Below are 19,605 nucleotides of genomic sequence, written 5' to 3' on the forward strand. Positions count from 1 at the left end.
TGCTGAAGGAGATAGATGATGCTATTGACGATGTTGGCAGAGGGCGCAGGAGCCGCGGGTCCGTTCGCGGATCCGACATTCTGGGTAGCGGTCGGCGTGCTGGTCGTATTCGCGATCATGTTGTGGATGAAAGTTCCCAAGATTGTCGGCGGAATGCTCGACAATCAGATCGCCGAGATTAAAAGAACGCTCGATGAAGCGGCCAACCTGCGTAAGGAAGCCGAAGCTCTGAAAGCCGAATATGAAGCCAAGACCGCCGGTGCTCAGGCAGAAGTCGAAGCGCTGATGGAAAATGCTGAAAAAGAGGCCGCTACTCTGGTCATGCAGGCAGAGGCCGATACCAAAGCACTGGTCGCTCGCCGGAAGAAAATGGCGGAAGAGAAAATCGGCGCAGCAGAACGTTCTGCCGTAGCGGAAGTTCGCGCCAAGGCTGCATCGGCAGCAACCCAGGCAGCGCAAACCCTGATCGCTGCGCGTCACGATGCAACTGCGGACAAGGCTTTGATTGACAAGGCTATTGGCGATATCGGCAAAACGCTGAATTAAGTCACCGGCCACCCAGCGCAAGCAGGGGCGCCGTGTTTATCAACTGAATTTTCAGATCATCGTTCCGCTAATCCCGCGCTTGCGGGAATGGCGGAACGATTGATTCTGGCATTGCACCCCATGCACGCTTAGATAAGCCCCATGTCCAAAGCCGAGCGTCCCGACCATCCCAATGCCGCATCCCGTTTCAACGAGGATAAGGCAACCTATGCGGTGCGCGGGGAGGGCGATACCCCCGATCTCGAAGCCGGGATGGCAGCTGTCCGCGAGGTGTTGAACACGCTGCCGACACGGCCAGGCGTCTACCGGATGCAGGACAAGCGCGGTGACGTTCTCTATGTCGGCAAGGCGCGGTCGCTAAAGGCCCGCGTCGGTGCCTATGTCCAGATGAACCGGCTGCCGCAGCGCTTGATGCGGATGGTCGCGCAAACCCGTTCGATGACCATTGTCACCACCGGCAGCGAAGCCGAGGCATTGTTGCTCGAAGCACAGCTGATCAAGAAATTCCGCCCGGCTTACAATGTCCTGTTGCGCGATGATAAGAGCTTTCCTTTCATCCTGCTGCGCGACGATCATGATTTTCCACGGATCACCAAACATCGGGGGGCGCAGCGGACCAAGGGACAATATTTCGGCCCCTTTGCCAGCGCCGGATCGGTCAACCGGACGATCAACGCGCTGCAGAAACTGTTTCTGTTGCGCAGCTGTACCGACAGCTTTTTCAACAACCGCTCGCGGCCCTGTCTGCTCTATCAGATCAAACGCTGCTCAGCGCCCTGTGTCGACCGGATCGGCAAGGACGACTATGCCGAGCTGGTCGAGGATGCGCGCGATTTTCTGTGCGGCAAATCGACCGACGTGCAGAACAAGCTCGGCGGCGCGATGGAAAAGGCGTCCGAGGCTCTCGATTTCGAAATGGCGGCGGTTTACCGAGACCGGCTGAGGGCGCTGACCTTCATCCAGGGCAGTCAGGCGATCAATGCAGCTGGCCTGCCGGACGCCGATATTTTTGCGCTGGCGGCGAAGGGTTCCACTGTCTGTATCCAGGCCTTCTTCATTCGTGGCGGGCAGAACTGGGGCCATCGCAGCTTCTTCCCGGCGCACACGACCAATGTCGAGATAGAGGAAGTTTTTTCCAGCTTCCTGATGCAATTTTACGACCAGATGCCGCCGCCGAAGCTGGTGTTGCTCGACCGCGACTTACCGGATGCGGATTTGCTGGCCGAAGCGCTGAGCACCAAGGCGGACTATAAGGTGAGCGTATCCAGGCCGCAGCGCGGGGATCGGCGTAAATTGCTGGAGCAGGCCAGCCGCAACGCCGAAGAGGCGCTCGACCGGCGTCTGGCGGAAACCTCTACCCAGGCGAAGATCATGCGCGAAATGGTTGATCTGCTGGAGCTGGATGCGGTGCCGGATCGCATCGAAATCTATGATAACAGCCATATTCAGGGGACGAATATGGTCGGCGGCATGGTCGTGGCCGGCCCCGAGGGTTTCCGCAAGAACGCCTATCGAAAGTTCAATATCAAAAATCCTGATATCGCGCCCGGCGATGATTTTGCGATGATGCGCGAAGTGCTCGAGCGGCGTTTCTCCCGCGCGCAAAAGGAAGATCCGGATCGCGACAAGGGCGAGTGGCCGGATCTGGTGCTGATCGATGGCGGCAAGGGGCAGATGAGCGCGGCGCGAGGCGCTCTGTCCGAAATCGGGGTCGAGGATGTGGTGATGATCGGCGTGTCCAAGGGGCCAGACCGGAACGCGGGGCGCGAGACGTTCCACTTACCGGACGGCCGCCAGATCAACCTGCCGATGAACAGCCCCGTGCTCTTCTATCTCCAGCGTCTGCGCGATGAAGCCCATCGCTTCGCGATCGGTGCGCACCGGACCCGGAGAGCGAAATCTGTCGGCCATAGTTCGCTGGATGACGTTCCCGGCATCGGCCCGGCCCGGAAAAAGGCGCTGCTGCTGCATTTCGGCACGGCGCGCGCGGTGAAAAACGCCTCGCTCGATGATCTGCAGGGCGCACCAGGCGTGTCGGCAACGGTGGCGCAGAAAATCTACGACTATTTCCATGCCTAGTGAGTTTGTTGCCACAACCGATGTGCCGTGATATTGTGAAACCATGAACGAGCAACGCAAGACCGATGCTGTAAAAGCCACTATAACCGGAGAGAAGCCGGTTGCTGGATATGATGACTGGTTCCGTGCAAAAGTCAAAAAGTCGATGGATGATACGGACAGGGGTGGCAAAATTTATCCAGCGGAAGAAGTATGGCATGCACTTGGCCTAGATGATTGAATTTTCATCCGGCGCACGCAGAGACCTTAAAGACATATTCGACTGGATTGCGAAAGACAGTCCTGCAACAGCCCTTCGAATTATTGGCCGCCTCCGGCAAAATATCGAAATTCTGGCTGATTTTCTCCAGTTGGGGAAAGTTGGCAGAATTGAAAATACCTTCGAATTGTCCGTGAGTGGACTACCTTATATAGTGATTTACCGCCTCGGATTTGGCGGCAAACCGGATAATATTCTGATTGAAGCGATAGTGCATACCAGTCGAAAATATCCATCGGTAGAATGAATTGCCCAACCTCCGCACTTCCGCGATCATCTGTTCCGTTCGTTCCCATGGTGAGCATGGCGCCGTCGTGCGTTCGCTAACCCCCGAAAATGGTTTGGTAACCGGCTACGTCCGCGGCGCGCATTCGCGCAATATGCGGCCGATTTTGATCCCCTCCAATATCGTGCAAGCTGACTATCGTTCGCGGACCGAGGATCAGCTGGCGTCGATGACGGCGGAATTGCAGCAGAGCCGGGGGCCTTTTCTGGGTGAACCGCTGGCCAGCGCGGCGCTGGACTGGGTGACTGCCCTGACTGCTGCGGTGCTGCCGGAGGAGCATAGCTATCCGCAGCTTCATTCGGCGCTTTCCGCTTTGCTCGACGCCATTTGTGGCGCTCCGTCGGCCAAGGGCTGGGCGGTGGCTCTTGTACGCTATGAGCTGCTGCTGCTCTCGGAACTGGGCTTCGGGCTGGCGCTGGACAGATGCGCGGTGACGGGGTTCGAGGATGATCTGGTTTACATTAGTCCGAAAAGCGCGACGGCGGTCAGCGCTTTCGCCGGGCAGGAATATAAGGAACGGCTGTTGCCGCTTCCGGCCTTTCTGAAGGAGCCGGTCACACCCGAATGGGACGATATTTTCGACGGGCTGCGCGTTACTGGTTTTTTCCTGAAACGTCATTTCTTCGAGGATCGGCGCAGGGATGTAATGGCGGCGCGGACGGTATTGGTCGATCGGCTGAAAAGGGTGGTTGCCTAACCGCATGTTTCTCGGCAGGAACGGCGCGCTTACAAGAAGGAACTCTCATGCATATCGCAGTGCTCGCCGGTGACGGCATTGGTCAGGAAATCATGGTCGAGGCGCTGCGCGTGCTGGGGGCGATGAACCTGCCGAATCTCTGTCTCGATCACGCCGATGTTGGCGGTGTTGCCTATCGCAACCACGGCCATCCGCTGCCGCCGGAAACAGTCGAGCTAGCGAAAACGGCCGATGCCGTCCTGTTCGGTGCGGTGGGCGATCCATCCTGCGACAATCTGGAGCGCCATCTGCGCCCCGAGCAAGCGGTGCTCGGCCTGCGCAAGGAAATGCAGACCTTTGCCAATTTGCGGCCCGCCAAGATGTTTCCGGGCATGGAAGACGCCTCCGGGCTCAAGCCGGAGATCGCGCGGACCATCGATGTCGTGATTGTCCGTGAACTGAACGGCGATGTCTATTTCGGTGAGAAGGGCATGCGCACAACCGCGGATGGCCTGCGCGAAGGCTATGACATCATGTCCTATGACGAAAGCGAAGTCCGGCGTATCGCCCATGTCGCTTTCAGGACCGCAATGGTGCGCGGCAAGCGGCTCTGTTCGGTCGACAAGGCCAATGTGCTGGAAACCTCGCAATTGTGGCGCGACGTGATGATCGAGACGTCGGCGGAATATCCCGAAGTCGAGCTCAGCCACATGTATGTCGACAATGCCGCGATGCAGCTGGTGCGTAATCCCGGCCAGTTTGACGTGGTCGTGACCGGCAATCTGTTCGGTGACATACTTTCCGATCAGGCGAGCATGTGCGTCGGGTCCATCGGCTTGCTGGCGTCGGCCTCGCTCGGCGAAGGCACCAAAGGCCTCTACGAGCCCATTCACGGCAGCGCACCGGATATCGCCGGGCAGGGCATTGCCAATCCCTCGGCGATGATCTTGTCCGCCGCGATGATGCTGCGGCACAGTTTCGGCATGGAGGCAGAAGCAAGCCGGATCGAAGCTGCGGTTGCCGCCGTGCTCGCGCAGGGTGTGCTTGGCCATGATCTCGGTGGCAATGCTTCGACCAGCGAAATCGGCGATGCTATTGTCGCGCAAGTGACGGGCGGCTAGGAAAGAAACATGAAAAGAAATACCGGCCAAGACCGCAATATCACCAAGAACTGGCGTCCAGCGACGCAGGCGATCCGCAGCGGCACGATGCGCAGCGAATTTGGCGAGACATCCGAAGCGCTGTTCCTGACCTCTGGCTATAGCTACGACTGCGCCGAGGATGCGGCTGCCCGCTTTGCCGGCGAGCAGGACGGCATGACCTACAGCCGGCTGCAAAATCCGACGGTGCAGATGCTGGAAGAGCGGATTGCGATCATGGAAGGGGCGGAGGCCTGCCGGGCTACCGCATCGGGCATGGCGGCGATGACCGCGGCTTTGCTTTGTCAGCTGGAAGCGGGTGACCATGTTGTTGCCAGCCGCGCCCTGTTCGGCTCCTGCCGCTGGCTGACCGACAGTTTGCTGCCGAAATTCGGCATCGATACGACGGTGGTCGACGGCCGCGAGATTGAAAATTGGGAACGGGCGATCACGCCGAAGACCAAGGTTTTCTTCTTCGAGACACCCGCCAACCCGACCATGGATGTCATCGATATCCGCAGCGTCTGCGATCTGGCGCGGGCCAAGGGCATCACCAGCGTAGTCGACAATGCCTTCGCCACCAATGTACTGCAGCGGCCGATGGAATATGGTGCCGACGTGGTCGCCTATAGCGCCACCAAGATGATGGACGGGCAGGGGCGAGTTCTCGCCGGTGCGGTCTGTGGCACAGAGGAATTTATCGAAGGTCCGCTGCTCGCTTTCACCCGCAACACCGGGCCTACCTTGAGCGCCTTCAATGCCTGGGTTGTGCTCAAGGGGCTCGAAACGCTCGACCTGCGCATCCGCCGGCAGAGCAATAACGCAGTCGAAGTGGGCAAGTTTCTGGAGCAAAGGGTGGAGAAAATCCTGCACCCCGGCTTGCCCAGCCACCCGCAGCATAATCTGGCGATGAGCCAGATGGAGGCCGCCGGGCCGATCTTCTCGCTCTATGTCGGTGGTGGGCGCAAACAGGCACATGGCTTGCTCAACGCTCTGAAACTCATCGATATTTCCAACAATATCGGCGACAGTCGCTCGCTCATGTGCCACCCGTCCTCGACCACCCACCACGGACTGGGAGAGGAAGCCAGAGTGGAAATCGGGATCACCGAAGACATGTTGCGGATCAATGTCGGCCTGGAAGATCCGATCGATCTGATCGGCGACCTGGATCAGGCCCTTTCGTCCGTGGGGCTTTAACTCTATATCATGATCATGGAATCGTTCTTCCCCTTCGCTGCAACCACCGAAGGGGTCACCGTGCGCGTGTCGGTGACCTTCCTGCCGGAACAGTCCGACATTGATGGCAGCCGCTGGTTCTGGGCCTATCATATCCGGATCGAGAACCATCGCGACACAGCGGTGCAGCTTTTGACTCGGCACTGGGAGATCAGCGACGGGCGCGGTGGACTGCAAATGGTCGACGGGGACGGTGTGGTCGGCGAACAGCCGATCATCCAGCCGGGCAAATCGCACGATTATGTTTCGGGATGCCCGCTCAATACGCCGAACGGTGCGATGGAAGGCCATTTCATCATGGTCGGCAGCACGTCGCCGGCCTTTGAGGTCCGCATACCCCATTTTCCTCTGACCGAACCGACCGTCGAGCAATGAAGCGCACCCATTTGCCATTGAACGGGCTGCGTGTGCTCGATGCCGCGGCGCGGCATCTCAGCTTTACCAAGGCGGCTGATGAACTGGCGGTGACGCCGGCGGCTGTCGGCCAGCAGATCCGGGCGCTGGAGGACATGCTGGGCGTGGTGATGTTCCGGCGGACACCCAAAGGTCTTGAACTGACCGACGAAGCGTCGGCGGGCCTGGATGCACTTCGTTCCGGCTTCCTGCAATTCGAGGAAGCCGTTCGGGCGATGCAATCGGGCCAGTCTTCGCACAAGCTGACGATCGCGGCACCGCGCGACTTCACCCAGAAATGGCTGAACGAGAGACTGTCCCGCTTTTCCGCCGACAATCCGGATACCAGTTTCGCGCTGGTCGCAGCCGACGATGAAATCGATTTTACCGAAGCCAATCTCGACGTGGCGATCTGGCTTGGCGATGGGCCGGGCCAGCATGAGGGCAAGATGCTCGGTGATACCGTGTTTGTGAAGGTCGCTGCGCCGGGTCTCAAGGGCGGCAACAAGATTGACTGGCCCGGCTGCCCGATTTCCGAAGGCGAGGAGACCCTGATGCGGGTTGCCGATGGCGGTCTTGCGATTGAGGCCGCAGCCAATGGTTTCGGCTATGCCTGGGTACCGAAGATGCTGGTCCAGCGCGATCTCGCGGCGGACCGGATTGAGATTATCGGTGAAGACAGCGTGTCCTCGCGCGGATACTGGTTGATGGCACCGCTTCCGCAGTGGCGGCAGCAAAAGGTGAAGGCACTGGTCGAGGCGCTGGCCAGCGCTTAGCCTGTCGGGCTTGGGGCTACTGCTCCGCCAGCAGATTTACCAGACGCGTGGTTAGCGCCAGCAGCTCGCTTTCCTGCAGCGATATTTCTTCATTGTTCCAGCTGACGGAGACAGCGTAATTTTTGCCCGCTTTCGACTGCAACAGGAAATTGAAGGATAATACGCCCGGTTCCGATCCGCCCTTATAGCCGAAATAGCTCCACTTCCCTGCGGCATCCTGGCCGATCCCGGGATTGATCGCCAATATGGTTCGGCTTTCCTCGCTCGCGTTGCGGCGCAGATAGTCCAGCAATCTGACGACATCCGCCGGGGTGGCAAACCATTCCAGCTGATCGATGAAATTGGGTCTGTGGGTCAATATGCGGGAATCGAGGCTGTCGAGCGTCAAGGCGCTGTCGAATTCTGTCAGCAGTTGTTCGCGCTCCGCCGGACCGGCGCTCAGATATTGCTCTCGGCGCTCTGCATGAACTGGCATTTTCAGGGCCGAGGCCTGACGTGTCATCAGCAGGGGGCGCAGCTCGTCCGGGTTGTGATGGCCAGTGGCGGTTACGATTTGGGATAATTTGTCCTGACCGATGATCCGGATCAATGTGTCGGTGGCGCTGTTATCGCTGATCGAGATCATCAATGTGGCTAGCGTGTGTAGAGTCACTGGTGACCCGTCGGGCCAGTTCTGGCTGATCCCGGACGGATGGGATTTCGGCCCCAGTTGCACGACATCGGACCATTGCCGTTCGCCTACCTGTATCGAACGGTCGAGCTCCGCCAATATATAGAGTTTGACAGCCGATGCGATGGCATAACTTCCATCTGGATCGAGCGCGGCGAGGGGTGGATGGTCGGGCGTATCGAGTTGCCGGATCAGCACACCCTGACGACCGGGAAGAGCGTCGATCGCGGCCATGACATCAGCAATCGAATCGCCCGCGCCCTCGAAACCTGTCAGCTGCAGGCCAGAAATGCGATGCGGCGGATCATTTTCCAGATCTATATGGACCGTGCCGATGGATTTCTCATAGCGGACCTTGAGAATCGCGGAATTGGCGTTGCGCGGATCGATGGATGAAATTGCGAGTGGCTGACCCTGCTGTGCCGACACTTGCTGGACAAGCGCGCGAAACCGGGCAGGGGGCACAGCGTTGCGGAAATTCTCGTCGAACACCTCGGCTTCAATCTCGGCGCCTTGCAACAGACGGAGCACATCATTGGCGCGAAGCGAAAGCTGCGGAGATGGGATAGTCTGCGTCTGTGCGGTGGCAGGGCTTGCAGTGAGCGCGAGCGTGAAGGGCAAAAGGCAAAGCGTGAAAACATATAGGAACCGCAAAATAATCTCCCGTAACGCGCCTCAGTCAGGCCTCATCCACTAGGCGTCGATCACATCTTCATCAAGGCTGGCAGCATTTTGCTGGATGAAGTTGAACCGATGCTCGGGGTTCTTGCCCATCAGCCGGTCGACCAGGTCCTTGACGCTGGCGCGCTGCTCATATTCCTGCGGCAGTGTAACCTTGTACAGCGAACGTGTTTCAGGATCCATGGTCGTTTCCTTCAGCTGGTTCGGGTTCATCTCTCCGAGACCCTTGAAACGGCTGACTTCGACTTTCTTGCCCTTGAACGGACCATTTTCAATGACGGCGCGGGCGCGTTCGTCCTGCGCATAGTGGCTCTTGCCGCCAGCACTAATCCGGTAAAGCGGCGGGCGGGCGAGGAACAGATGTCCCTGCCGAACCAGCTCGGGCATTTCCTGAAAGAAGAATGTCATCAGCAAGGTCGCGATATGGGCGCCGTCGACATCGGCGTCGGTCATGATTATCACCCGCTCGTAACGAAGATTGTCGGGGTCACAATCCTTGCGCGTACCGCAGCCGAGCGCCAGAATCAGGTCGGCAATCTCGCTATTGGCGAATATCTTTGCGCTATTGGCTGATGCAACGTTCAGAATTTTACCGCGTATCGGAAGAATAGCCTGTGTTTTGCGGTTGCGAGCCTGTTTCGCCGAACCGCCAGCGCTGTCACCTTCGACGATGAAAATTTCGGTTCCTGCCGGATCATTGCCCGAGCAATCGGTCAGCTTGCCGGGTAGCCGAACCTTGCGGCCCGATGTTGCCGTCTTGCGCTTGACCTCGCGCTCGGCCTTGCGCTTCAACCGCTCGTCCATTCGTTCCATGACAAAGCCGAGCAAAGCCTTGCCGCGATCCATATTGTCGGTGAGGAAATGGTCGAAATGGTCGCGTATCGCGTTTTCGACCAATTTCGCCGCCTCGGGAGAGGTCAGCCGATCCTTGGTCTGGCTCTGGAATTGTGGGTCGCGGATGAACACGGACAGCATCATCTCGCCGCCGGAAATAATGTCGTCTGCGGTCAGTTGAGACGCTTTCTTGATCTGTACCAATTCGCCAAAGGCGCGCAGGCCGCGAACCAGCGCGTTGCGCAGGCCGGTTTCATGGGTGCCGCCATTGGGTGTCGGAATGGTGTTACAATACCAGCTATAGCTGCCATCGGTCCAGATCGGCCAGGTAATCGCCCATTCGACCCGGCCCTGGGCATCGGGGAAATCCTGATTGCCGGCAAAGAAATCGGTAGTAACGCATTCCCGACCCGAAAGCTGTTCGCGCAAGTGATCGGAAAGACCGCCGGGGAACTGGAAGGTGGCTTCTGCCGGAACATCATCGCTGGCCTGGCTTTCGTCGCATTTCCAGCGGATCTCGACACCGGCGTAGAGATAGGCCTTGGAGCGGGCCAGCTTGAACAGCCGCGAGGGTTTGAACCGGTTGCCTTCGCCGAAAATCTCGATATCGGGCACAAACGATATGCTGGTACCGCGGCGGTTTGGAGCAGTGCCAACCTCTTCGAGTTTGGATGTCGGGAGGCCTTGCGAAAAAGACTGGCGATAGATTGTCTTGTTGCGCGCCACTTCGACCACTGTGTCGGAGGACAAGGCGTTGACCACCGAGACGCCGACGCCGTGCAGTCCCCCCGATGTCGCATAGGCCTTGTCGGAAAATTTGCCGCCGGAATGAAGCGTCGTCATGATCACTTCGAGCGCTGATTTTCCTGGAAATTTGGGGTGCGGATCGACTGGAATACCACGGCCATTGTCGGTCACGGTGAGCCGGTTGTCCGAATCGAGCGTGATTTCTATCCGGCTGGCATGGCCGGCCACGGCCTCGTCCATGCTGTTGTCGATGACTTCGGCAGCAAGATGGTGGAGCGCCCGTTCATCGACACCACCAATATACATGCCGGGACGCTTGCGAACAGGCTCGAGCCCCTCGAGAACCTCGATTGCCGAGGCATCATAGTCACCGGGATTGGATTGGCTTGGCGGGTTGGAACCGAACAGATCATCAGACATGTTCGATCCTATAAGAGCGCAGGAGTCACACTGGCAAGAGACTTATGGTGTCTCTGGCCAGTGCATTGAAAATTATTGTAATTTGGTGGGTTGTCTAGCGAACCCGCGGGCCGCCAAAGGGCAGCGGCGGCGGCGCACGACGGGCACCGCGAGGCAATTGGGCCTGGAACGCACGACCACAATGTTCAACGCAATAGGGAAAGCCCGGGTTCACTTCTTCACCGCAGAAATGGAAGTCGGGTTCGCCCGGATGATTGATCGGCCAGCGGCAGATCTTGTCGTTGAGGTCGAGCAGGCTCGTCTTGTCGGCAATCTCGTCGCTCGGCTTGGCCGGAACCAGACGGCGCGGCGGTGCGGGTGGAATCGGTGCCTGCTGGTCGCCGGGACCCTGGCGCAGGAAGCCGCCGGGGCCGACGGACACGATCTTCGGACCGTCATGCTTGGGCTGACGCGCCTGTTGTGCAGCGTGCGTGCGTGCTGCCGGCGTTGGCGGCGGCATGGCGCGACGCGCAACATGCTCTTCCTTCGGCTTGGCAACTGCACCAGCCTTGGCTGGCGGCTTTTTCGGTTTGGGTGCGGGTTTTGCGCCTTTTTTGGCTTGTGGCTTGGCTTTTACCGGTGAGGGACGTGACTTCAGGCCAAGGCGATGCGCCTTGCCGATCACGGCATTGCGACTGACGCCGCCCAGTTCTTCCGCGATCTGGCTGGCAGTCAGGCCTTTTTCCCACATATTCTTCAGCGAATCGATCCGCTCATCCGTCCAAGCCATGCAAAGTCCTAATTATCTCGAGTTATGGGCGATATAGGGTCGCCGGGGGCATTATACAACCACGATATTGGCGCGATATGGGCTTGTGATTGGCGCTGGGAGCCGATAGGCGATATGCATATGCTCGACCAACCCGAAAAAGATCAGACGACCGGTTCTACGGTCAATGCAATGCGCTTCGCCGAACCCGGCGTGCCGATCATCCGCGGCGTCAACTGGGCCGGATTTCTGGCGCTCTACTGGAAAGAGGTGCGGCGCTTCGTCAAAGTGCAGTTGCAGACCATCTGGGCGCCTTCGATCACCACATTATTGTTCCTGATCATCTTCACCGTTGCCATGGGCCGCGGCGACCGCACCGTATTGGGTGTACCTTTCGCCGACTTTATTGCGCCCGGCCTGATCTGCATGGGCATGTTGCAAAATGCCTTCGCCAACAGCAGTTTCTCGATGCTGGTCGGCAAGATCCAGGGCACGATCATCGACTATCTGACGCCGCCCCTCTCGGTCGGAGAATTGCTGGCGGCGCTGGTCGCATCCTCGATGACACGGGCAATATTGGTCGGTTTCGCGGTCTGGCTGGCAATGTTCTTCTGGCCGGGTGTCAATGTCGGGGTTTCCCACTGGTGGGCGGTGATCTGGTTCGGCTTGATGGGCGCGGCGATGTTGTCTTTGCTCGGCGTTTTGACATCGATCTGGGCGGAAAAATTCGACCATGCCGCTGCAGTCAGCAATTTCGTGGTCGCGCCGCTGGCGCTGCTCTCCGGTACATTTTATTCGATCGACCGCCTGTCTCCGGCTTTTCAGGCCGTGAGCCATGTAAATCCGTTTTTCTATGCGATCTCCGGGTTCCGCTATGGCTTTCTCGCCGAGGCGGATTCGCCGGTCCTGCTGGGCGCAGTGATCCTGCTGGCAATCAACATCTGCCTGACGCTGATCTGCTATTTTCTGCTGAAATCGGGCTGGAAGATCAAGTCCTGACCGCTGGGCCAGATGTGTTGAACTTAGCGTAGAGCAATCTAGCGTCGATCAACCTAGTGCTGGTGAATCTGGTGCAACTTATATTTGCCGCTCTCGGTCGCCTGAAACAGCCGCGCGACATCGGGATGGCTGACCGGTTCGCCGCTGTTGTCGGACAGAAGATTCTGCTGGCTGACATAGGCAATATAGCTGCTGTCGGTATTTTCCGCGAGCAGATGGTAAAAAGGCTGGTCCCGAGGCGGCTGCAGGTCCTTCGGAATAGCCTCATACCATTCTTCGCTATTGGCGAAAACCGGATCAATATCATAGATCACGCCGCGAAAATCGAAAATCCGGTGCCGGACAACGTCGCCGATGGCGAAACGCGCGTCGAGAATATCGGGCGTGTTGGGCGGCAGGGGATTGCCGGACTTGAAAGGGTCTGCTGAGTTCATGTTCACAATTTAGGCGCTTTGGAATCAGATGCAAGCGCTGCATCGGGATTTTGCCGTGGCAGAGACACGTTGCCGGCAGGCCTGTACCCGTTTGAGCGGATGAGCCGGAGCGTACTGCAAGCAGGTCGGTCATTACAAACCTGTCGCGATCCTCAATTGCAAGTCACCATCGGAGGACAGCCCAAGAGGTGCCAGTGCGCAATTCCCACAAAATACCGCATTATCAGAAGCTTATTGCTACGTCAGTTTTCTTATTGCAAATGCAAATGATTCTCAATAGTAGGTAGTCACACGATTGGAATGTGAGGGAAATTAATGCGACTTCTGAAAACTGCCATCCTGTGCGCGACCGCGCTTTCTCCATTGCCGGCGCTCGCCGCAGATGCCGGGGAGGGTGCAGAGCAGCGCACCATCATTGTGACCGGTGCGCTCGAAGAAGGCAGCACCGCGACCAAGACCGACACGCCGATTATCGAGACGCCGCAACCGATCACGGTGATCGACGACGAACTCTATCTTGCCCAGGGCGCGATCAGCATTGGCGATACGCTGAATTACGTGTCCGGCGTGACAGCCAATCCTTACGGCCCTGACAGTCGGGTCGACGGCGCATTCGTGCGCGGGATCAACGCGCTGCAGTTCCGCGACGGCATGCGCGACATCTTCAGCTTTTATGCAAGCATCCGCGCCGATCCTTACAATTTCGACCAGGTTGAACTGGTTCGCGGTCCGGCCTCGGTCCTGTTCGGGCAGGGGGCGCTTGGCGGGATCATCAATCTCGTTTCAAAACGACCCGAATTTGAAGCAGGCGGAGAAGTGTCGGTTCGCTATGGCTCGTTCAATCGCAAGGAAGCGCTGGTCGACGTTACCGGCCCGCTCGGCGACACGGTTGCCGCTCGGATCGTTGCCCGGGTTCGCGATGCCGATACGCAAACCGACTATGTACCCGACGACCGGGTGATGGTCTCGCCTTCGATCACGTTCCAGCCTTCCTCCGATACCGAGCTCACCCTGATCGGCCTGTATCAGGAAGATGATGGTGGCTCGACATCGCAATTCCTGCCGCTGGTCGGGACGATCCTGCCCAATCCCAACGGCCAGCTGCCGAACAGCCAGTTTGTCGGCAAGCCCGGCTGGGACCGCTATGACGGTCGGCTGCTGCAGGGGACGGCCCTGCTCGAACATCGATTCAATGAATCTGCCCGGATCAATCTCAAGGCCCGGTATATCGACAGCGACCTGACTTATCTGACTCACTATCCGAACAGCTATTCAAATCCGACCAATCCCTATCTTGATGCGGGCCAGCGGCTCATCGGTCTCTATGTTGATGGCACGATCGCGCGGATGGAGATCTTCTCCACGGACAATAATGTCCAGCTTGATTTCAACACCGGTTCGGCAGTCGAACATACGCTGCTCGCGGGCCTCGATTACAGCGCCAACAAGGTGCACAAGACCCGCGGCTTAGCGGTCGAGGCGATCGACATCTACAATATAGATTATGATGCCCTGTCCGGTTATGGCGGGGGACTACCGACACCGACCTCTGTGTCCGAGGATGTCGATCAGGACCAGCTCGGCATCTATGTCCAGGACCAGATCCGCTTCTTCGACCGTGTCTCGATCGTGCTTGGCGCGCGGCGTGACTGGACCAGCGCCCAGAGCAAGGGCGGCGCAACCCGGAAAGACGCGGCAACGACGTTCCGCGCGGGAATCATCGGCGAAGCCGTTAAAGGTGTGTCGCCTTTCTTCAGCTATACCGAGAGCTTTGAACCGATCGCCGGAACCGCCAGCGATGGCAGCGCCTTTGTTCCGAAATCGGGCCGCCAGTTCGAGGCGGGGATAAAATTCCATCCTGCCGACAATATTCTGGCGACCGTCACCGCTTATCATATCAAGGAGAATAACCGTCCGGTTTCGGACGATAGTACCGTCGATCCGACAGACCAAATCCAGATTGGATATATGACATCCAAGGGGATAGAATTCGAAGGCAATGTCTCTCTGCCGGGCGATCTGACCATCATCGCCAATGCAAGTTACAACGAGGCCGAGGTGGCCGGCACCGGTCACCAGATCGACAATGTACCCAAGTTCAACGCTTCGCTCTGGACCACCAAGGGCTTCTCGCTGGGCAACGAAACCACGCTCCTGCTCGGTGGCGGTGTCCGTCATGTCGGCAAGAACCGCTCGTTTGGCCGTGCTTTTCCTGATGGCCTCGTCACACCGTCCTTCACTCTGGTCGATGCGCTGGCGGAGGTGACCCACGGCAGCTGGAGCTTTGCGCTGAACGCCACCAACCTGTTCGACAAGCGCTATTACTCGGCCTGTCTGGCGCGCGGTGATTGCTTTGTCGGTAGCGAACGCAACGTCATGGGCACGGTAAGCTACCGTTTCTGATGATCAAGGAGTTTCTATTCCTCGCTGGGACGGCGAGCGCCATTGCCGGGATATTGGTCTTGCGCTTTTCCTGGGCAAGGCCGAGACGCTCGCTGTTTCTCAATAGCGCGGGCTGGCTCCTCCTCGCGGTTTCGATCGCGTCGGGATGGGCTTTCGCCGGTGCCTGGGGTGTTTCTGTCATGTCTTTATGGGCGATGATGGCTGCCTTTGTCGTCCTCGCCTTCGCGGCATGGCAGTCGCCACCGGCAAAGCGAAAGCCGTCGAGCCGCAGGGCAGGGGTGCTGCCAGAGGCCGGTGAACCGTTGCGCCTCGCCGGGCGCATCGCGACCTTTCTGCTGGTCGTGCTTGCCGGGATGGTCTCGTCCGTTGCGCTCGCCATCACCACGCGCTGGATCGCGCTGTTGTTGGGCGCCAGCGAAGCGAATGCCAATGTGCTGGCGCTATTTGCTGCGCCGCTTGGCTGGACAATTCTGGCGTTCCTGGTCCTGATGACCGAAAGCCGCAAATGCCAGCTGGCCATTCTTGTCGTTCCGTTCGCCGCCGCCATTCCGGCTTTTGTTCAAGGGAGCCCAGTATGAACGGCATAATCGAACCGGCGACGGTGAAAAAGTCCCTCTCCGCCCATGCCGCCATCGGTCTCATTGCCGGAGCGCTGCTCTATATTGTCTCGCTGACCGGTACGATCGCGGTATTCTATCAGGAACTCCAGCGCGTCGAGCAACCTTACGCGCCGGAAATGACTTTGATTGCGCCCGGAGCCGTGCAACGCGGCGTCGAGGCAGTGCTTGCCAGCGAAGCTGGCCAGCCGACCACCACGCATCTCTATGTCCATCTCCCGGACGGAGAGTTGCCGCGCGCGACCATCACCACCGATACGCAGGCGGTGCACCTGACGCAGGATGGCTCGATTGCCGAGCCGGAAGAAATCGCCTGGTCGGATTTCCTCGTGAAGCTCCACTATACGCTCAATCTGCCGGCTCTTGTCGGGATCACGATCGTCGGCATACTCGGCGTGATGATGCTGGCGCTTGCGGTAAGCGGTGTGGTCGCCCACCCGCGCGTCTTTCGCGACGCATTCCGCCTGCGCGCGCGCAATAGCAACGGGACCGGTCTGGCCGACTGGCACAACCGCCTCAGCGTCTGGACCTTGCCCTTTTCTGTCGCGATCGCGCTGACCGGCGCGCTGATCGGAATCGCCAGCGTGACCGCTTATGGTATCGCTGCGGACGATTATGAAGGCGACGTCGAGGCGGTATATGGTCCGATTTTCGGCGAGGAAGGCGAGGCAGATCCCCGTCCGGCACCGGTTCCCGATGTTGCAGCCGCGCTTGCGCATATGAGCCTCGAATATCCCGATCTGCATTTGACCTACGCCATTCTCCATGATCCGATGACCAGCGGGCAGCATATCCAGATTGTCGGAGAGCATGACCGGAGGCTGGTATTTGGCGAATATTATACTTTCAACGCCGACGGTCGCTTCGAACATATGGCCGGCCTCGCGGATGGCGAGCTTGGGCAACAGGCAGCAGCCTCGACCTACCAGTTGCACTTTGGCACTTTCGGCGGCCTCCCGGTAAAGCTCGCCTATCTGCTGTTCGGCGTCGCGCTTACCGGAATCTGCGCCACCGGCACTTATATCTGGCTGGGCAAGCGCCGGCGGCGAGGCATCGAGGAGCCACGGCTGCGGGGTGCCTGGCACGGCGTCGTCATCGGCACTCCGATCGCCCTCGCGATAACGCTTATCGCGCGGATGGTCTTCGGGAATGACTTTCCTTTTGCGATCGCATTCTGGATTGTCTTGGTGGTAGCCGTTATCGGCGGAGCAGAAATTATGAAGCGCAAGGCCGATGGGCGCGTGACCGCTTTGAGTGCTTAGCGTCAGGGCGGGAACCATGCGGGCCGACAAAAGCCGCTTTCCTACATCTTCGTTCTTCTGGTAAACCAGCGTCATGGTCCTGCGGCATCTTTTGCTGGCTTACGGAGAAAGAACTGCTGCTCGCTGGAACGCGTTCCGGTCTCGGGGTGTGTTTCCCATTTATCGGGAAGCCATTGATTTAACAGGAAAATAGCCCGTTTCAACGGCCACAGCTTTTTCCGCTTTAGGGGGTGTGACCCGTGTGACCCTTGGCAGGATGATATTTGCCGGTCTATTTTATATCGGGGAGTAGCGAAGGACGGGCAGCGACCGGACGGCGCCGACAAGGCGGGAACGGCATTGCCAATCAAACCCGCTGTGTCTGTGGAGGTGCGTTAGGGATTCGAACCCTAGATACCATTGCTGGCATACCGCATTTCGAGTGCGGCGCTTTCGACCACTCAGCCAACGCACCTCATAGACGGGGCAGCATCTAGCGATGATAGCGCAGGCCTGCAACCCATATCAGAGCTTGGTGAAAAATCGCCGCGTAAAGGGCAGGGGCCGGTCAGGAATATCATGCTGTTGTCGCAGGGATGCGGGCAAAAAGACTATTGAACAGAATAGGTTAGAAAAAATTACGTTTTTTCGGGATTAACGTCCGGGCCTGGCTCGTTCTCCTTTCAGCAACCCAGAAAAGGAGACGTGACAATGCGTAAATTATCTTTGGCTTCAGGATTGGTTCTTGCTGGCTCGATTGTATCGCCAGTCATGGCGCACGCAGACGTGGAAAGCCATGCCGTGGTGCGGGCTGAACCGATAGCCGGTGTTTACAACAAATATTGGTATAATTATCTGGCCGACGTTCTGGAGGCCGACAAGGAGCTGAAAAGCGACTTGCGCCGCGCGACCGACGAGGAAGACAAGCGCGATGCCTGGGAAGAATATGAGCATGAACTGGTCGATGCCGACAAGGATTATGTCGAGGAAATGCGTGATCGCAATTATGTGGTTGGCCGCGTGACCGTCGGCAACTAGGCTCCTATACAAATATAGAAAAAGGCGGGATCCGATCCCGCCTTTTTTGTGTCTGCCATTTATCTGGAGTAGTCGGCGAGGTCATTTCCAGCCTGATTCCAATAGCTTGCGTTCGGTTTCAGCATCCGCCGGCGCATCCGCCATCATGTCTGCAGCGATCGCATTGACCGTACTGCTCGACGCCTGACGATAGTCGCTCTCGTTACCTCCCGGCAAGGTGCTGACCATCTTCCATTGCTGTCCTTCGCGGCAGCCGATCCCGGACACTGCTTCGCCGGTGAAGCTTCGACAGATGTTGCCGGTCCTTGAGCGGAAAGTCAGGCCAATGCGATAATCGCTGTCATCAGGCTGCGCAGAGGCAAGCTGTTTCTCCAGGGCATTCTCAAGCGGACCACTGGCGACAAGCGCGCCGCCATCCTGCGCAAAGGGGGAGTCAGAGCCGTCCGCCAGGCCGAATTGACCGACTACGATACCCAAGACAAGTGTGGCCGCCATTGCGCCCCATTGAGCGACGCCCATGCTACGGCGCTGTTGCCTGGCATGTTCCTTATCCGCTTTGCGCGCTGTGAAACTGCTATCGACGTTGGACGCAGCAGGGGAGGTCAACATCGCGCTCAAGCGATCCGGGACCGCTTCTTCTGCCACTGGCGCATAAAAAGCCGCCAATTTATCGCGCAACGCACGTGCTTTTCTAACCCGTTCGGCCAAAGCTGCATCCGTCACCATTGCCTTCTCGATACGCTTGACCGTCACCGCATCGCATTCACCATCGACATAAGCCATGATTGTTGCTTCATCAAAGGTCATGCCGCTTCTCCGAGTTCGCGTTGCAGGGCTTCGCGCCCGCGCACCAGACGGGAGGTTAATGTTCCGATCGGAATGTCCAGCAGGGCGGCGGCTTCCTTATAGGCAAAGCCCTCGACCAGAACGAGCGATATCGCTTCGCGCTGTTCGAGCGGCAGGCGATCCATCGCCCGGTCGACATCATTGAGCTCCATCCGGCTTTCCATACGCTGATGATCGTCACCCGCGACATTCTCCATCGCTTCATCATCATTGGCTACATGTTCGCGGCGGCCAGCCGCGCGGACCGTATCGATCCAAATATTACGGGTAATTCTGTACATCCAGCTATCCAGTCTTGTTCCAGTCTGCCACTGATCGCGCTTGTTCAGGGCACGCTCCAGGGCCATCTGACACAGGTCATCCGCGTCACTGATATCGCGCGTCAGGCTGCGGGCAAAGCGCCGCAATCGCGGGAGTAACTCCAGCAGATCCTGTTCAAAGGCCATTCAGCGCGGATATCCTTTATTCATTGTCTATGGATGAAACGACGGACCTGGATCGTTTAATCCATGAATGCGAAAAAAAGCAATCAAC

20 protein-coding genes and 1 tRNA gene are annotated in these 19,605 nt (G+C 58.4%); 14 read left to right on the forward strand and 7 right to left on the reverse strand.

The genetic code is table 11. The annotated features are described in order from the left end of the window. Positions 1–15: 15 nt before the first annotated feature. The 9 genes from AZE99_RS05815 to AZE99_RS05850 all read left to right on the forward strand — a co-directional run bounded on the left by AZE99_RS05815 (position 16) and on the right by AZE99_RS05850 (position 7,393). On the forward strand, positions 16–546 hold the full coding sequence (locus tag AZE99_RS05815; RefSeq protein ID WP_067198823.1) for a F0F1 ATP synthase subunit B family protein: 531 nt from the start codon (positions 16–18) through the stop codon (positions 544–546). 141 nt (positions 547–687) lie between these two features. Then, entirely contained in the window at positions 688–2,625 is a 1,938-nt protein-coding gene (gene uvrC, locus AZE99_RS05820; RefSeq protein ID WP_067198825.1) for an excinuclease ABC subunit UvrC, read from the forward strand. Between the two features lie 43 nt (positions 2,626–2,668). After that, complete coding sequence (locus tag AZE99_RS16080; RefSeq protein ID WP_156472114.1) at positions 2,669–2,845, forward strand: hypothetical protein; 177 nt, start codon at positions 2,669–2,671, stop codon at positions 2,843–2,845. Beyond that, positions 2,838–3,131: a type II toxin-antitoxin system RelE/ParE family toxin gene (locus AZE99_RS05825; protein ID WP_067198827.1), complete on the forward strand. Its 294-nt coding sequence runs from the start codon at positions 2,838–2,840 to the stop codon at positions 3,129–3,131. The genes AZE99_RS16080 and AZE99_RS05825 overlap by 8 nt, the downstream gene beginning before the upstream one ends. Position 3,132: 1 nt before the next feature. Then, entirely contained in the window at positions 3,133–3,867 is a 735-nt protein-coding gene (gene recO / locus AZE99_RS05830) for a DNA repair protein RecO (protein ID WP_067198829.1), read from the forward strand. A gap of 47 nt (positions 3,868–3,914) precedes the next feature. Continuing rightward, on the forward strand, positions 3,915–4,967 hold the full coding sequence (gene leuB, locus AZE99_RS05835; protein ID WP_067198831.1) for a 3-isopropylmalate dehydrogenase: 1,053 nt from the start codon (positions 3,915–3,917) through the stop codon (positions 4,965–4,967). A 9-nt stretch (positions 4,968–4,976) separates the two neighbouring features. Continuing rightward, positions 4,977–6,185, forward strand: a complete 1,209-nt coding sequence (locus AZE99_RS05840; RefSeq protein WP_067198833.1) for a trans-sulfuration enzyme family protein — start codon at positions 4,977–4,979, stop codon at positions 6,183–6,185. Positions 6,186–6,200: 15 nt separating this feature from the next. Then, a complete protein-coding gene (apaG, locus tag AZE99_RS05845; RefSeq protein ID WP_067203333.1) occupies positions 6,201–6,599 on the forward strand; it encodes a Co2+/Mg2+ efflux protein ApaG in 399 nt (132 codons plus the stop codon). Beyond that, positions 6,596–7,393 carry a LysR family transcriptional regulator gene (locus AZE99_RS05850; protein ID WP_067198836.1) on the forward strand — a complete coding sequence of 266 codons (798 nt, stop codon included), beginning with the start codon at positions 6,596–6,598 and terminating at the stop codon, positions 7,391–7,393. The genes apaG and AZE99_RS05850 overlap by 4 nt, the downstream gene beginning before the upstream one ends. A 16-nt stretch (positions 7,394–7,409) precedes the next feature. On the opposite strand, the gene AZE99_RS05855 is transcribed toward AZE99_RS05850, so the two are convergent. From AZE99_RS05855 to AZE99_RS05865, 3 genes are all read right to left on the reverse strand, one after another. Further along, positions 7,410–8,717 (reverse strand): serine hydrolase, encoded by a 1,308-nt coding sequence (locus AZE99_RS05855; protein WP_082788260.1) that lies wholly within the window; start codon positions 8,715–8,717, stop codon positions 7,410–7,412. A gap of 39 nt (positions 8,718–8,756) precedes the next feature. After that, complete coding sequence (parE, locus tag AZE99_RS05860; protein WP_067198838.1) at positions 8,757–10,745, reverse strand: DNA topoisomerase IV subunit B; 1,989 nt, start codon at positions 10,743–10,745, stop codon at positions 8,757–8,759. 94 nt (positions 10,746–10,839) lie between these two features. After that, positions 10,840–11,514, reverse strand: coding sequence for a GcrA family cell cycle regulator (locus AZE99_RS05865; RefSeq protein WP_067198840.1), 675 nt, complete (start codon positions 11,512–11,514; stop codon positions 10,840–10,842). 120 nt (positions 11,515–11,634) lie between these two features. Here AZE99_RS05865 and AZE99_RS05870 point away from each other — a divergent pair, with 120 nt between their 5' ends. Next, entirely contained in the window at positions 11,635–12,492 is an 858-nt protein-coding gene (locus AZE99_RS05870) for an ABC transporter permease (RefSeq protein WP_067203337.1), read from the forward strand. Between the two features lie 53 nt (positions 12,493–12,545). Here the strand turns inward: AZE99_RS05870 and hspQ are convergent, their stop codons facing one another. Next, positions 12,546–12,926, reverse strand: coding sequence for a heat shock protein HspQ (hspQ, locus tag AZE99_RS05875; RefSeq protein ID WP_067198841.1), 381 nt, complete (start codon positions 12,924–12,926; stop codon positions 12,546–12,548). Between the two features lie 315 nt (positions 12,927–13,241). Here hspQ and AZE99_RS05880 point away from each other — a divergent pair, with 315 nt between their 5' ends. The 3 genes from AZE99_RS05880 to AZE99_RS05890 are packed head-to-tail and all read left to right on the forward strand — an operon-like array spanning position 13,242 to position 17,208. Then, positions 13,242–15,329, forward strand: coding sequence for a TonB-dependent siderophore receptor (locus tag AZE99_RS05880; RefSeq protein WP_067198843.1), 2,088 nt, complete (start codon positions 13,242–13,244; stop codon positions 15,327–15,329). Next, positions 15,329–15,907 (forward strand): hypothetical protein, encoded by a 579-nt coding sequence (locus AZE99_RS05885; RefSeq protein ID WP_067198845.1) that lies wholly within the window; start codon positions 15,329–15,331, stop codon positions 15,905–15,907. Before AZE99_RS05880 ends, AZE99_RS05885 begins: the two co-directional genes overlap by 1 nt. Beyond that, complete coding sequence (locus AZE99_RS05890) at positions 15,904–17,208, forward strand: PepSY-associated TM helix domain-containing protein (protein ID WP_067198847.1); 1,305 nt, start codon at positions 15,904–15,906, stop codon at positions 17,206–17,208. Before AZE99_RS05885 ends, AZE99_RS05890 begins: the two co-directional genes overlap by 4 nt. A gap of 364 nt (positions 17,209–17,572) precedes the next feature. On the opposite strand, the gene AZE99_RS05895 is transcribed toward AZE99_RS05890, so the two are convergent. Beyond that, a tRNA-Ser gene (locus tag AZE99_RS05895) sits at positions 17,573–17,662 on the reverse strand. 236 nt (positions 17,663–17,898) lie between these two features. Here AZE99_RS05895 and AZE99_RS05900 point away from each other — a divergent pair. Continuing rightward, complete coding sequence (locus tag AZE99_RS05900; RefSeq protein WP_082788261.1) at positions 17,899–18,225, forward strand: hypothetical protein; 327 nt, start codon at positions 17,899–17,901, stop codon at positions 18,223–18,225. A gap of 81 nt (positions 18,226–18,306) precedes the next feature. Here the strand turns inward: AZE99_RS05900 and AZE99_RS05905 are convergent, their stop codons facing one another. Together AZE99_RS05905 and AZE99_RS05910 are read right to left on the reverse strand one after the other, a co-directional pair. Then, complete coding sequence (locus tag AZE99_RS05905) at positions 18,307–19,032, reverse strand: anti-sigma factor family protein (RefSeq protein ID WP_067198850.1); 726 nt, start codon at positions 19,030–19,032, stop codon at positions 18,307–18,309. Further along, positions 19,029–19,517, reverse strand: coding sequence for an RNA polymerase sigma factor (locus AZE99_RS05910; RefSeq protein ID WP_067198852.1), 489 nt, complete (start codon positions 19,515–19,517; stop codon positions 19,029–19,031). Before AZE99_RS05910 ends, AZE99_RS05905 begins: the two co-directional genes overlap by 4 nt. Positions 19,518–19,605: the final 88 nt, after the last annotated feature.

The organism is Sphingorhabdus sp. M41, assembly GCF_001586275.1.
In the GTDB taxonomy this organism is placed as follows: Bacteria; Pseudomonadota; Alphaproteobacteria; order Sphingomonadales; family Sphingomonadaceae; genus Parasphingorhabdus.

Bases quoted from the DNA above. Each gene is read 5' to 3' on its own strand.
- AZE99_RS05890 (WP_067198847.1), top strand. From the start codon at position 15,904: ATGAACGGCATAATCGAACCGGCGACGGTGAAAAAGTCCCTCTCCGCC.
- AZE99_RS05825 (WP_067198827.1), top strand. From the start codon at position 2,838: ATGATTGAATTTTCATCCGGCGCACGCAGAGACCTTAAAGACATATTC.
- AZE99_RS05885 (WP_067198845.1), top strand. From the start codon at position 15,329: ATGATCAAGGAGTTTCTATTCCTCGCTGGGACGGCGAGCGCCATTGCC.
- AZE99_RS05870 (WP_067203337.1), top strand. From the start codon at position 11,635: ATGCTCGACCAACCCGAAAAAGATCAGACGACCGGTTCTACGGTCAAT.
- AZE99_RS05850 (WP_067198836.1), top strand. From the start codon at position 6,596: ATGAAGCGCACCCATTTGCCATTGAACGGGCTGCGTGTGCTCGATGCC.
- AZE99_RS05865 (WP_067198840.1), bottom strand. From the start codon at position 11,514: ATGGCTTGGACGGATGAGCGGATCGATTCGCTGAAGAATATGTGGGAA.
- leuB (WP_067198831.1), top strand. From the start codon at position 3,915: ATGCATATCGCAGTGCTCGCCGGTGACGGCATTGGTCAGGAAATCATG.
- uvrC (WP_067198825.1), top strand. From the start codon at position 688: ATGTCCAAAGCCGAGCGTCCCGACCATCCCAATGCCGCATCCCGTTTC.
- parE (WP_067198838.1), bottom strand. From the start codon at position 10,745: ATGTCTGATGATCTGTTCGGTTCCAACCCGCCAAGCCAATCCAATCCC.
- apaG (WP_067203333.1), top strand. From the start codon at position 6,201: ATGGAATCGTTCTTCCCCTTCGCTGCAACCACCGAAGGGGTCACCGTG.
- hspQ (WP_067198841.1), bottom strand. From the start codon at position 12,926: ATGAACTCAGCAGACCCTTTCAAGTCCGGCAATCCCCTGCCGCCCAAC.
- AZE99_RS05880 (WP_067198843.1), top strand. From the start codon at position 13,242: ATGCGACTTCTGAAAACTGCCATCCTGTGCGCGACCGCGCTTTCTCCA.
- AZE99_RS05840 (WP_067198833.1), top strand. From the start codon at position 4,977: ATGAAAAGAAATACCGGCCAAGACCGCAATATCACCAAGAACTGGCGT.
- AZE99_RS05905 (WP_067198850.1), bottom strand. From the start codon at position 19,032: ATGACCTTTGATGAAGCAACAATCATGGCTTATGTCGATGGTGAATGC.
- AZE99_RS05910 (WP_067198852.1), bottom strand. From the start codon at position 19,517: ATGGCCTTTGAACAGGATCTGCTGGAGTTACTCCCGCGATTGCGGCGC.
- AZE99_RS16080 (WP_156472114.1), top strand. From the start codon at position 2,669: ATGAACGAGCAACGCAAGACCGATGCTGTAAAAGCCACTATAACCGGA.
- AZE99_RS05815 (WP_067198823.1), top strand. From the start codon at position 16: ATGATGCTATTGACGATGTTGGCAGAGGGCGCAGGAGCCGCGGGTCCG.
- AZE99_RS05900 (WP_082788261.1), top strand. From the start codon at position 17,899: ATGCGTAAATTATCTTTGGCTTCAGGATTGGTTCTTGCTGGCTCGATT.